This is a genomic window from Niveispirillum irakense DSM 11586 (genome assembly GCF_000429645.1).
GTDB classification, from domain to species: domain Bacteria; phylum Pseudomonadota; class Alphaproteobacteria; order Azospirillales; family Azospirillaceae; genus Niveispirillum; species Niveispirillum irakense.
The window spans coordinates 843,399-856,077 of the sequence record NZ_KE386933.1; the positions used below are offsets into that span (position 1 = coordinate 843,399).

12 protein-coding genes are annotated in these 12,679 nt (G+C 62.7%); 4 read left to right on the top strand and 8 right to left on the bottom strand.

Features of this window, described 5'->3' with window-relative positions:
* The first annotated feature begins 99 nt into the window (after positions 1–99).
* Positions 100–2,370, top strand: a complete 2,271-nt coding sequence (locus G473_RS0118020) for a putative bifunctional diguanylate cyclase/phosphodiesterase (protein ID WP_029014253.1) — start codon at positions 100–102, stop codon at positions 2,368–2,370.
* A 9-nt stretch (positions 2,371–2,379) separates the two neighbouring features.
* Here G473_RS0118020 and G473_RS27630 read toward each other — a convergent pair whose 3' ends face one another.
* The 4 genes from G473_RS27630 to G473_RS27640 form a co-directional block, all read right to left on the bottom strand.
* Positions 2,380–3,237 carry a TIGR03915 family putative DNA repair protein gene (locus G473_RS27630; protein ID WP_051330408.1) on the bottom strand — a complete coding sequence of 286 codons (858 nt, stop codon included), beginning with the start codon at positions 3,235–3,237 and terminating at the stop codon, positions 2,380–2,382.
* On the bottom strand, positions 3,237–4,466 hold the full coding sequence (locus tag G473_RS0118030; RefSeq protein WP_029014254.1) for a putative DNA modification/repair radical SAM protein: 1,230 nt from the start codon (positions 4,464–4,466) through the stop codon (positions 3,237–3,239). Before G473_RS0118030 ends, G473_RS27630 begins: the two co-directional genes overlap by 1 nt.
* Positions 4,467–4,556: 90 nt before the next feature.
* Positions 4,557–5,777 (bottom strand): sensor histidine kinase, encoded by a 1,221-nt coding sequence (locus tag G473_RS27635; protein WP_161631007.1) that lies wholly within the window; start codon positions 5,775–5,777, stop codon positions 4,557–4,559.
* A 99-nt stretch (positions 5,778–5,876) separates the two neighbouring features.
* Positions 5,877–6,824 (bottom strand): LysR family transcriptional regulator, encoded by a 948-nt coding sequence (locus tag G473_RS27640; protein ID WP_051330410.1) that lies wholly within the window; start codon positions 6,822–6,824, stop codon positions 5,877–5,879.
* 101 nt (positions 6,825–6,925) lie between these two features.
* On the opposite strand from G473_RS27640, the gene G473_RS0118045 reads away from it, so the two are divergent.
* Both G473_RS0118045 and G473_RS0118050 read left to right on the top strand, forming a co-directional pair.
* On the top strand, positions 6,926–7,753 hold the full coding sequence (locus tag G473_RS0118045; RefSeq protein ID WP_029014255.1) for an SDR family NAD(P)-dependent oxidoreductase: 828 nt from the start codon (positions 6,926–6,928) through the stop codon (positions 7,751–7,753).
* Positions 7,754–7,889: 136 nt separating this feature from the next.
* Positions 7,890–8,522, top strand: a complete 633-nt coding sequence (locus tag G473_RS0118050) for an NAD(P)H-dependent oxidoreductase (RefSeq protein WP_029014256.1) — start codon at positions 7,890–7,892, stop codon at positions 8,520–8,522.
* A gap of 43 nt (positions 8,523–8,565) precedes the next feature.
* Here the strand turns inward: G473_RS0118050 and G473_RS0118055 are convergent, their stop codons facing one another.
* Positions 8,566–9,006: a winged helix-turn-helix transcriptional regulator gene (locus G473_RS0118055; protein ID WP_051330411.1), complete on the bottom strand. Its 441-nt coding sequence runs from the start codon at positions 9,004–9,006 to the stop codon at positions 8,566–8,568.
* Between the two features lie 82 nt (positions 9,007–9,088).
* Here G473_RS0118055 and G473_RS0118060 point away from each other — a divergent pair, with 82 nt between their 5' ends.
* Positions 9,089–9,955 (top strand): SDR family oxidoreductase, encoded by an 867-nt coding sequence (locus G473_RS0118060; protein ID WP_035707660.1) that lies wholly within the window; start codon positions 9,089–9,091, stop codon positions 9,953–9,955.
* Positions 9,956–10,008: 53 nt separating this feature from the next.
* Here the strand turns inward: G473_RS0118060 and G473_RS0118065 are convergent, their stop codons facing one another.
* The 3 genes from G473_RS0118065 to G473_RS0118075 form a co-directional block, all read right to left on the bottom strand.
* Positions 10,009–10,311 (bottom strand): SCP2 sterol-binding domain-containing protein, encoded by a 303-nt coding sequence (locus G473_RS0118065; protein ID WP_029014259.1) that lies wholly within the window; start codon positions 10,309–10,311, stop codon positions 10,009–10,011.
* A 103-nt stretch (positions 10,312–10,414) separates the two neighbouring features.
* Positions 10,415–11,038, bottom strand: a complete 624-nt coding sequence (locus tag G473_RS0118070) for a LysE family translocator (protein ID WP_029014260.1) — start codon at positions 11,036–11,038, stop codon at positions 10,415–10,417.
* Between the two features lie 97 nt (positions 11,039–11,135).
* Entirely contained in the window at positions 11,136–12,632 is a 1,497-nt protein-coding gene (locus G473_RS0118075; RefSeq protein WP_245580110.1) for a Ppx/GppA family phosphatase, read from the bottom strand.
* Positions 12,633–12,679: the final 47 nt, after the last annotated feature.

The following is a 12,679-nucleotide window of genomic DNA, read 5'->3' on the forward strand; positions in this document are numbered from 1 at the left end:
GGGAGCGGTCACCTACCGTCACACCATTTTTCCGGGTATCGGCCGTCTGGGGCCGGTCCGGTGGGTAGATGCCGGGTTCAGGGCCGGAAGGGGCGGTTTATGACGGATGATCTCTTGATTTTCGCGCCGGAGCCTGTTGTGGCTCCCCTGACCAAGCCTGCCCCACCGCCCTGGCTGATCCTGATCGTGGATGATGATCCGGGCGTGCATGCCGCGTCCCGGTTGGCATTGGGCGATATGGTCCATGCCGGGCGCCGGCTTCTCCTGCTTTCCGCCTATTCGGCGGCGGAGGCACGGCAGATCCTGGCAACCCATCCCGATATCGCCCTGGTCCTGCTGGATGTGGTGATGGAGAGCGATCAGGCCGGACTGGCGCTCGCCCGCGCCATCCGGGAAGAGATGGGAAATCACCAAATCCGCATTATCCTGCGGACGGGTCAGCCCGGACAGGCGCCGGAACGTGAGGCCGTCGCCCGCTACGACATTAATGACTACCGCGCCAAGGATGAATTGACGGCCACCCGGCTCTGGACCTCCGTGCTGACGGCGCTCCGTACCTATGAGCAGATACGCGCACTGGAGGGCAATCGCGGGGGGCTGGCTCATCTGCTGGAGGCGACGGCCAGATTGCTGGGCGAACGGGATAGCGGCCGATTTGCCGCCGGCGTGGTGGAAAGCCTCATTCCCCTGGCTGGCGTGGGGGCGGGGGTGCTGGTTGTCCGGGTCGATCAGGTCAATGGGGAGGCGCGGGGGGAGCCGCGTCTGCTGGCCGGACGATTGCCGGTCACGGGGCAAACATCGGCGGCGCTGGCATCACTTCCGCCCGGCCCACTCTCCCATCTCGTGCCGGCGGAAATCTGCCAGCAGGTCACCCAATCTCTTGCCCGGCCTGACGGGATGAGCGAGGGAACCTGGCTGGCAGTGCATGCCCCCCTTTCCCCCAGCATGGCAATTATCATCCACCTGTCCGGCCTTGGCCCCGAGCAGATGCCGGATATGGGCATGATTTTACTCTTCGCCCGTACAATCGCCATGGGGCTGGATAATGCCCTGCTGGTCGAACAATTATCCCGTGATCAGAGCCATGACCGTATCACCGGATTATTGAACAGGGCGGGGCTTGTCCGTGCGGTTGAAGCGGAGATCGCCGCCCTTGACCGGCGGGATGTGGAGAGTTGCGCGGTGGCCGTCATCGATCTCCGCCGCTTTCGCGACATCAACCAGGAACTGGGCGCCCATTGGGGGGACCGGCTGCTGGAAATAACCGCACAGCGCCTGCGGGCATCGGCCGGTGCCGGTGCCCGGTGCGCCCGGCTGGGCGGGGACCGGTTCACCATTCTGTTGCCATCCGGATTGGCGCGGGAGATGGCCTGTGACCGGGTACGCGCCATTGCCGATGCGGTCTGCCAGCCCGTGACCCTGGATGGGCGGGAGTGGCATCCCATGGCCGTGCCCGGTCTTGCCTGGTGCGGCCTGTCCGGACGCCATGCGGAGGAACTGCTCTCCCGCGCGGAAGAGAGCATGCAGATGGCCAAACGCAGCTATGGCCGGCTTCAGGAAATTGTGATCGGCATTGATGGCGCCGGGGAACGGCTGGGCCTGATGTCGGACCTGGGGGCCGCCCTGCGGGAAAGCCAGTTCGAGCTTTACTATCAGCCCATCGTGGAGGCGCAGACGCGCCGGGTGGTGGCATTTGAAGCCCTGGTGCGATGGAACCATCCGGCGCGCGGCATCGTCGTGCCTGCTGCTTTCATCCCGGCGGCGGAGGAAACCGGGCTGATCGTGCCCATCGGCACCTGGGCAATGCGGGAAGCCGCATTGCGTACCGCCGCCTGGTCCCGCGCCGCCGGGCGCCCCGTCTGGGTCAGCGTCAATATTTCTGCCGCCCAGCTTTCCGAGCCGGGCTTTCTGGAGCATGTGCGTCAGGTCATCACCGATGTGGGCGTTGACCCCTCGCTGTTGAAACTGGAAGTGACGGAAAGCACCATCATCGGTGATCCCGCCCATGCCGCCGATATCCTGGCAGGCCTGCGGGAACTGGGTGTCCGCTTGTGCATGGATGATTTCGGCACCGGCTATTCCAATCTCTCTTACCTGCAGACCTTGCCTTTTGATCTGCTGAAGGTGGATCGGGCCTTTGTCCAATCCATGATGGACCGGTATGAAAGCCGCACCATCCTGCGCACCATGCTGGTCCTGGCACAGCAATTATCGCTGGAGGTGGTGGCCGAGGGGGTGGAGACGATGGAACAGGCGGATGAACTGGCACGGCTGGGCTGCGGCTACCTGCAGGGCTATCTCTATGGCAAGCCCATGCCGGTTGCCCAGGCAGAAGCGCTGCTGGCCCTGCCTTCGGCGGCTAAATCCTGAGCCAGTTACTCACGGCCCATCCTTGCGACGCCCGTGAAGCCGATGGTGGAAGGCGGGCGGCTCGGTGGCGGCCCGTTCGGCCATCTCCCGCACGCGCGCTTCAGCGCCGGCGATCAGGTCCGGGATCAGGTCGGCTTCAGGCAGGTTCTTCCAGTATTTCTTAGGCATTTCAGACTGCATCGCCTTCACCTTCAGCCGGGCCGGGTTGAAGATATGGGCGAAATAGGTGCGCCAGAGATCGTCCGCTGCGTCGGTCAGGTCCGGTTTGCTGGCGGGTGTGAGATCGACGCGTAATTGCTGCCCATCCCAGGATGAAGTGCCCTTCGGTGTGGCGATCACCCAATCCATATCGGTGAAACGGCGCTGGAAGAAACCGGCTGTGCGGCCGACGATGAAATGGTCGGGCTCAAACCACGCCAGGAACCGGCGGCGCGGCTGGCCCGCACTGTCCGGCAGTTCCTTGAACCGCACGAAGGCCTTCATCTTGTGCGCATCACGCCGCACCGATTTTTCCAGCCGGTCGGCCTGGGCCACATCGGCATCGGCCTTCATTTCCAGCAGGGCCCGTTCACCTTGCAGCCGCCAGAGCAGACGGTAGAGCAGGGCGAAACGGCCAGGATCGCTGTGGCAGATCACAGTATCGGCCAGATCCAGAAAGGCGCGCGGCACGGTGGGGGCCGCGGCCTGGGGGTGCGGCGGGGGCAGGGGGCTGGGTGATGTCATCTGTCCGTTGAACAGGTCGCCCGCCGCTGCGTCGCCCCCCTGCCATTCCACCTTCTCCGGCGGGATGGCTGCCAGCAGCAGGGCGCGGGCGGCATCCCGCCATTCCGCCAGTTCCCCATGCCCGTCCAGCAGGATGGTCAGCATCAGAAAAGGCTCAATTGTTCAGGCTTGGGCGCAAACAGGTCGCGCAGGTCGGACCGGTCCACCAGCCGCAATGGCGTCCAGCCCAACGCGGCGATAAAGGGCCGGACCTTGCGCAGCGACACGCCCAGCCGGCCCAAATCCTCCAGCCGCAGTGCCTTGTGCGCGCGGGCAGAGAGGATGGCGTTGACGCTGCGCGGCCCCAGCCCCGGCACGCGCAACAGCATTTCCCTGTCAGCCCGGTTGATATCCACGGGAAACCGTTCCCGGTTGGCCAGGGCCCAGGCCAGCTTGGGATCAATCTCCAGATCCAGGTTGCCATCAGGGCGGGTGCGGGTGATCTCCTCCACCGCGAACCCATAGAAACGGTAGAGCCAGTCGGCCTGATACAGCCGGTGTTCACGTACCAGCGGGGGCTTGATCAAAGGCAGCGCCTTGGACGAATCCGGGATGGGGCTGAAGGCGGAATAATAGACCCGGCGCAGACGGTAATTACCATAGAGCCGGGCGGAAGAGGCGAGGATGGTGGCATCATTGGCGCCATCCACCCCCACGATCATCTGGGTGCTTTGTCCCCCGGGCACAAAGCGTTTGCGCCGTCCCCGGAAGCTGGGCTCCGCCGCTGCATCAATCTTCAGCCGCAGATCACCCATGGCGCCCCGGATGCGGGCCGGGTGTTTCTGGGGGGCGAAATTATCGATGCCGGCATCGGTTGGGAGTTCGATATTGATCGACAACCGATCGGCATAAAGACCCGCCTCTTCGATCAAGGCCGGCGAGGCGTCGGGGATGGTTTTCAGGTGGATATAGCCACGGAAGCCATGCTCGGTACGCAAAAGCCGGGCGACCCGGACCAGTTCCTCCATCGTATGGTCGGAAGACCGGATGATCCCGGAGGAGAGGAACAACCCCTCAATGTAATTCCGGCGATAGAATTCCAGCGTCAGCCAGACCACCTCTTCCACCGAAAACCGCGCCCGTTCCACATTGCTGGAAGAGCGGTTGATGCAGTAGGCGCAATCATAGATGCAGAAATTGGTCAGCAGGATTTTCAGCAGGGAGATACAGCGCCCGTCAGGCGCATAGGCATGGCAAATGCCTGACCCTTCTGTTGATCCCAACCCGCCGCTACGCCCGGAATCCCGCCGCTCCGTCCCGCTGGACGCGCAGGAAGCATCATATTTGGCAGCATCCGACAGGATGGCGAGGCGTTCCTTGAGCGTCTTTTTCATCGGATTTCAGCTTTTATGGTCCGCAAGGATATTCACGTTTTGTTCTTCATTGTCAATGAAAGGGGAGCCTTTTTTACTGCGAGGCAGGGATCAAGCGCGCGGGAGGCGGAGAGGGAAGGTGATGATAAACCGCGTGCCCTGGCCCGGCGTGCTGGCCACGTCGATCCGGCCTCCGAGGCGCTGCGTCACAAGATTATAGACCACATGCAGGCCGAGACCAGTCCCCCCCTGGTCACGTCGCGTGGTGAAGAAGGGATCGAAGATATAGGGAAGATCGCTGGCTGAAATGCCGCGTCCGTCATCGCCGATGGCCAGCATCAGCAGATCGGGCGATGCCCCCTGGGACAGGCTTATGGTGATGATGCCGGGGGCGTCGCCGAAAGCATGGATCAGGGCATTCATCACAAGATTGGTGATGATCTGGGCGATGGCGCCGGGCGCGCTGTCCACCACGATCCCGCGCGGCAGTTCGGGTATGACGGTGTGGACGCTGCGACGCAGACGGGGCTGCAGGCTTCGCAGCACTTCTGTGATGTAATCACCAAGATCGAACTGGCGCGGCAGATCATTGGTCTGATCGACGGCAACCTTCTTGAAGCTCTGCACCAGATCGGCGGCACGGCTGAGATTGCCCTGGATGAAGTCCGCTGCTTCCCCGGCTGAGCTGACATAATCCTCCAGGTCCGGACGACGCAGGGTGCCATCCCGATAGGCCTGGTGGAAACGGGCTGTTTCTTGCGCGAAGGCGCTGACGGCGGTGACAGCCACGCCGAGCGGCGTGTTGATCTCATGCGCTACGCCAGCCACCAGCCCGCCCAGGGCTGCCATTTTCTCCCGCTGGATCAATTCGCGCTGGGTGTTCTGCAGCCTTTCCAGTGTCAGGGTCATCTGTTCTGCCGTCAGGCGCATCACGTCGATGCCAAGGCCGATCCCGGCATAATGGCCATTTGGCGATAACAGAACGAAACCGCGATGCAGGGCATCCGGGCGGTGGGTGGAGATTTGCTCACCCAGGGCGGAGATCGGCGTATCCAGCGGCACCAGCAGCGGCGACCGGTCGGCCAGATGCAGCACGGGGCGCTTGGTGTAAAGCTCCCGCCCATAGCGCTGGGCGAAATGCAGCAGGAACGTATTGCGGTCGGCCAGCCCGATGGCAGTGCGTCCATCCTCCCCCACCACGGCCAGGGCAGCCAGCCCCGGATCGCATTGGAACAGTTCGGCGACATCGCCGCAGCTTGCGCTTGCACGGACGGGCAGGGCCTTTCGCATGAGCCGCTCTGCCGTCCAATCCGCCGGTTCTAGCGGTGCCATGATCGCGTGATGCCCCATACCCGGTCAAAGTCCCGCGTCCGTTCATCCAGGCTTCATGCCTGGGGAGGGCGCGTACCCTAGCATGAGATCATAGATATTTTATTGCGCTGGGCTATCACTGTCAGGATCGGTTTCCCGGTACGTGGCGGCGGCCTTGATCGCGTCGATGACGCAGCGGAGGGCAGGTGCCATCTGGCGCTGGCGTGGGTAGCAGAGGAAATGGCCGGGGAAGGGGGCCGTCCAGGCTTCCAGCAATGGCACCAGCGTGCCGCTGGCAATATGGTCGGCCACGCGATCCATCACGACGAAATCAATGCCGACCCCATCCAATGCGGCCCGGATACCCATGGCTTTGTCATTGACGATCAGCGGGCCGTTGACGGCGACGGAAAACCAGCGGCCATTTTCGAAAAACTCCCAGGCGTAGGGTGTGGTCTGACCCGGCCACCGCCAGCGGATGCAACGGTGGGCCAGCAGGTCGCGCGGATGCTCCGGTCGGCCGAATCGTGCCAGATAGGCGGGCGAGGCGACGGCGATCTGGCATAGGTCCGGCCCCAGGCGCACCGCCACCATATCCTGTTCGATCACTTCGCCGATCCGGATAGCGGCGTCGAACCCGCCGGCCACGATATCCGCGACCGCGTCATCCATGGTCACATCCAGGGTCACATCCGGATAATCCTGTGTGAAGCGGGGCAGGATCGGATCAATGAACCGCCGGGCAGCAGAGCGAAACGCATGGATGCGCACCGTACCGGCCGGCCGGTCACCATAACGCCGTATCTGGTCGATCGCGGTTCCCAGCGTCATCATTGCCGGCTGGACCCGCTGCAACAGAGTCTGGCCGGCCTCCGTCAAGGCCACGCTGCGGGTGGTTCGCTGCAACAGGCGCACACCAATCCGCTCCTCCAGCCCGCGCACCAATTGGCTGAGTGCGGAGGCAGAGACGCCCAGAATGGCTGCTGCCCGACTGAAATTAAGGGTCTCCGCCACGGCGATGAAGGCGCGGAGCTGGTGATATTCCGGGCCGGCAGGAAGAGGGTTCATCTTATTTTTAAGTTTTCCTAAACAGATATCCAAGAAATTACATTATTATGTATTTTCACTGAAAAAGCCAATCTCCGCTCGCATCCAGAGAGGAGATCGTTATGAAAACATGGTTCATCACCGGTATTTCACGTGGGCTTGGCCGGTCGCTGGCGCAGGCAGCCCTGTCGCGCGGGGACCGGGTGATTGGCACGATACGTGACCAAGCCCCTGATCTGCATGCTGCGCCGGAACAGTTGCTGATCTTGAAATTGGATATGACGGAGGCGACCACCATCATCCCGGCAGTCCAACAAGCGTTCGACTGGGCCGGACGGATCGACATTATCGTCAACAATGCCGGCTATGGCCTTCTCGGGCCGTTGGAACAGGTCAGCGATCCGGCGATGGCGCGCTTGTTTGAGGTTGATCTGTTCGGGCCATTCCGGCTGATCCGGGCCGCCTTGCCCCGGCTGCGCGCCCAAGGGGGTGGGCATATCATCAACATCACATCCATCGCCGGGCGGGCGCCCAACCCAGCTTCAGTTCTTTACAGTTCGGCGAAATATGCGATGGAGGGTTTATCCGCCGGGCTGTCGCGGGAGGTGGCGCCGCTGGGCATCAAGGTGACGGCCGTGGCGCCGGGGGCCTTCCGTACCGATTTCCTCAGCGATCATTCCATCCGGCGTACGGAGGGTGGGGATGATGCTTATGCGGCCAGTGTCGGTGCCAGTCTGGGCCGGCTGGGGGCGATGGCGGGACAGCAGAAGGGCGACCCAGATCGGGCAGCTCAGGCTTTGCTCTCCCTGGCTGATGCAGAGAACCCGCCGGTTCACCTGCTGCTGGGCAGCGATGCCTGGCAGCGGATGAAAGTGAAGCTGACGGAGATGGAAGCCGAAATGGAAGCGTGGCGGGATGTGACGCTCAGCACCGATTTCCCCGATCAGTGAATAATGTAAAATTTCTGTGGCTTCCCCCCTGGCTATGTGATGGCGGTCATGGCTGACAGGTACCGCTGATGGCCCTTCATCATCGGTGAAAGGCTGTCGGCCATGCCCGCGCCGTTATTTAGAAAAGAGGTTTGCCTTGCTGCTCGATAAGCTTGAATGGCGTTATGCCGCAAAGAAAATGGACCCTGCCAAGCAGGTGCCGGCGGACAAGCTGGAACGAATCCTGGAAGCGATCAGACTGACCCCGACCTCCAGCGGTTTGCAGCAGTTTGAAGTATTGGTGATCACCAACAAGGAAATTCGGGAGAAGATCAAGGCCATCGCCTGGAATCAGGCGCAGGTGGTCGATGGTTCGCATCTTCTGGTCTTTGCGGCTTGGGATACCTACACCGCCGAACGCATCAACGAGATGTTTGATCGGGTGAATGAAGAACGCGGCGTTCACAACGAGGGTTGGGAAAATTACCGCCGGATGCTGCTGAATACCTATCCGCAGCGCGATCCGGAGGTGAATTTCCAGCATGCGGCCCGTCAGGCCTATATCGCGCTGGGCACAGCCATGGCCGCCGCCGCGTTTGAGGAAGTGGATTGCACGCCGATGGAAGGGTTCGACCCGGACAAGCTGGATGAAATCCTGGGCTTGCGGGCGCTGGGCCTGCGCTCTGCCGTGATCATGCCCCTGGGTTATCGCGATGCGGCAGGTGACTGGCTGGTCAATCTGAAAAAGGTTCGTCGCTCGCGCGATACGATGTTCCGCTTCATCGACTAACAAGGTGCGGATAAAGGCCGGCCGGTTTTATACTGGCTGGCCTTTATCCGAGCGTATCTGTGGCCTGTTCAAACTGCTGACGGGCCACACGGATCTGTTCGTGGTGCCGTTCCGCCCACGTAACCAGGGCGCCCAGGGGCATCAGGATGCTTTCCCCCATCTGCGACAGCCGATATTCCACCGCCGGTGGCTTGGTGGGGAAGACATGGCGGGTGATCAGCCCGTCCCTTTCCAGGCTGCGCAATGACTGGGTCAGCATGCGCTTGGAAATATCGGGCACGGCGCGCTGTAATTCGTTGAAGCGGCGGGCACCGGTCTGCAGCGTCAGCAATACCAGGGTCGTCCATTTATCGCCGATATGGTCCAGAACGTCGCGGACAGGGCAGTTGGAAAAGCTGAACCCCATACTGTCCCACCGCTGGATCGGGGTGGGGGCGGCTGGTGCCGGTACGGGATGCAGGTTCCCTTTTTGTAACCTGGACATGGAAAAGTGCCTCCTTACCGGTCTCATATTAGGTCTCTATTATAGACCTATCTTCGATCTGAGACTATGAGGCAGTTTAATCATGAGCAACACGAAAATCCTTGTCACCGGCGCCACGGGTCAGCTTGGCCGGCTGGTGATCCAGTCCCTGTTGAAGCGGCTGGCCGCAGATACCATCATCGCCGGCGTGCGCGACCCAGCCAGGGCGGCCGATCTGGCGGCGCTGGGCGTTGAGGTGCGCGCGGTTGATTATTCCAAGCCGGAAATGTTGGCCGCAGCGTTTGCTGGCGTGGACCGGCTGCTGTTGATTTCCTCATCCGAGGTGGGGGCACGCGCGGCGCAGCATCGCAATGTTGTCGATGCTGCATCAAAAGCAGGGGTGGGTCTGCTGGCCTATACCAGCCTGCTGGGCGGTGAGACATCACCTTTGCCCTTGAAGGCGGAGCATGTGGCGACGGAGGATTATATCCGGGCCAGCGGCTTGCCCTTCGTTCTGCTGCGCAATGGCTGGTATCTGGAAAATTATAACGGCTTCATCCCGTCGGCCCTGGACCATGGCGTGGTTGCCGGTGCGGCGGGGGAAGGGCGTATCTCTGCTGCCGCCCGCGCTGATTATGCCGAGGCGGCGGCGCTGGTCCTGACGGAAGGGGTGGCCCATGCAGGCCAGATTTATGAACTGGCGGGCGACACTGCCTTCACCATGACGGAATGGGCGGCTGCCCTGTCTGCGGCGTCGGGCAAGCCCGTTCGCTACCATGATATGACGGAAGCGGATTATCGCGCCCTGTTGGTTCAGGTCGGGTTGCCGGCCCCGGTTGCGGACCTGTTGTCCAGCTCCGATGCGGGTGCGGCCAAGGGTGGACTTTTTGATGATAGTGGCACGCTGGGCCGCCTGATCGGCCGGCCGACCACCAGCCTGGCAACGGTGCTGAAGGCGGCTGTGGTGTGACGTTCCATCACCGGGCTGCCTGCGCTGATGCGGGCAGCCCGGTGAAGAACGGATCAATCTTCCAGCATGTTTGCCAGCTTCATCGCCACGCCCATATTGCCGCTGACCTTCAGCTTGCCGGTCATGAAGGCCAGGGTGGGGGCCAGCTTGCCCTCTGCCAACTTGACCAGATTTTCCAGGGAAATGGTCAGGGTCGTGTCCGGCGTATCACCCTCTTGCGAAATGGCGGGGGGCGTCGTGCGGCCATTGATGAACAGGGCCTGACCGGCACCGAAATCAAATTTCACCAGGGCGCCCAGGCCGGTAAAATTGATGGCACGTGCCCGCATCTGCGCTTCGACCTGATCGAGGGTCATTCCGTCACCTTATATATGCCGTTTACGTAAAGGGAATTATAAGGGGCCAGCAGAACGGGGGCAAGGGGCTTGGGCGCCCCTATGCCGATGATCGCCATGATAGTCAGCGCGCGGCGACTGCTACGGCCACGCCGGCCATCAGCCCGCCTGTAGCCCGGTTGACGGCGCGCATATGGGAGGGTTTGGCAATGAAACGGCGGGCGCGGTCGGCCAGGGCCGCGTAAAAAACCATGATCGTGGCGAGGATGATGGCCATCAGCCCACATAGTTCCACCACCACCAGGGGCGTCATCTCCTTCAGGGCGATGATCTGCGGCAGGATGGCCAGGAAGAAGATCATCGTCTTGGGGTTGCCCAATGTCAGGGCCAGACCCGCGAGGACCTGACGTCCCCCATCCGCCCCCAGACCGACGCTGCCATCGTCCAGGCCTGTCGGCACGGTGGCCGGCGCCCGCCAGATCTTCCAGGCCATGTACAGCAGATAGGCGGCACCGGCATATTTGATGATGGTGAAGACGATCTGGAAACTCTGTGCCAGAACGGTCAGCCCGCCGGCCACCAGCCCGAACCAGGTCAGGTCACCCAGAACAATGCCCAGGATGAAGGGGAGGGTGCGTTTTGTATTGGTCGCCAGGGCACGGGCCACCACGGCAGCCACACCAGGCCCGGGGGAAAAGACGGCGGCGGCATAGATGCCGGCGAATATGATCAAGGATGTCAGGTCCATGGCGGATGCCCTGAATGCGGGTTGGTCCACCATGATAGCATGAAGGCCAGCTCTGCGGGGAGGGCCGGCCTTCATGCGTAAGGATGTGAGGCGAGAGTTAAGGTGCCAGGGCAGGGCCTTGTACCAGAACCTCGCCCTTCCGGTTCAGCGCCTTGGCCAGTGCGTCCAGCCGGCGCTGCACGGTTTCGCCGTTCAGCATCTCGGCATCTTCCGGCAGCAGCAGGGTGAGTGTGCTGTCCCCCATGCGCAGGCTGGTCCGCTGCAACAGGGTGGCGGCACCGCCGGTCAAGGTGTGGGCCAGGCGCAAGGCCAAGCCCAGTATATAGGCGCGGGCCAGGGCACTGTCCTTCAGCAGGCTCCGTGCCGGTGCCAGAACGGCGCCTTCCATCGTGCCGACATAGCGGGCATGGATGCTGGTGGCCAGGAAGGCGCGCTCCGCATGGTCCACGGCAGCGAACGGCATGCGCAGGATGCGCAGAAAGGCCAGTTCGGCGCGGTAATCGGGATGTTCGGCCCAGCCCAGATCGGACAGCAGGCAGGCGGCCTGCCGCAGCCGGCGGGCGCTGGCATCCTCACCTGCGAACAGCGAGGCGGTCCAACTGGACAGGATTTCGGCATGGCCGAAGCGGCCGATCCGTTCCGCCACCTGGGCACAGGCCGTCAGAAGCGGGTCTTCCTGCTGTTCGTCGGTGGAAAGCAGGTCGTAAAGGTGTCCTTCCCGCAGCCCATAGGCGGAAAAGACGACCCGGCCCGGCTGTACCGCTTTCAACACCCGTTCCATCACCAGGGCGGCCAGGGGCAGCGTATCGGCACGGCGCTTGGACACGCCCTGCATCTTCTCCAGCCCGCTTTTGCCACCCTTGGCGACAAGGGCGGCGAATTCAGCCATCTGGGCACCATCCACCGCATATTGGTGGATGATGTGCAGCGGGTGGTTGACCTGTTCCAGATGCATCTTGGCCAGGGCGCGCCAGGCCCCGCCCACGGGGTAGAAATTCCGCCCCTTGCCCTGGGAGAGCCAACCCAGTTTGGAGAGATGCTGGTCAACCAGTTTTGCCACCGCACCGGGCTTGCCGTCGGTCGCTTCCAGCAACCGCAGCGGACCCAGCGGGGTCGTCACCTGCGCGCCGATCCGGCCCTTGTCCAGCACCACCAGTTCCAGGCTGCCGCCGCCCAGGTCGCCGGCGATACCATCGGCATTGGGCGCACCGGACAGCACGCCCAATGCGGCCAGCCGCGCCTCTTCCTCCCCCGACAGGACATCGACCTTGAAGCCGGTGCGCTGGGTGATGGCGGTGACGAAATCGGCCCCGTCGCTGGCATCGCGCACAGCGGCCGTGGCCAGCACATCAATGCGCCGCACCTGCATCCCTTCCAGCAAACGCCGGAAGCGGGCCAGATTATCCAGGGCCAGCGCAACGCCGTCCGGGTTCAGCCGGCCGGTCTTCTCCACCGTTTTGCCCAGCCCCGGCAGCACCTTTTCATTGAAAAGGGCCACCGGGGACCGGTTCAGCTTCTCATAGACCACGCAGCGCATGGAATTCGAGCCGACATCGATCACCGCAAGGCGATCATCCGCATGGGCATGATCCAAGGTCAGCCGATCCGCTTTCTGTGAAAACATCAGTGTTAGAGTGCCGG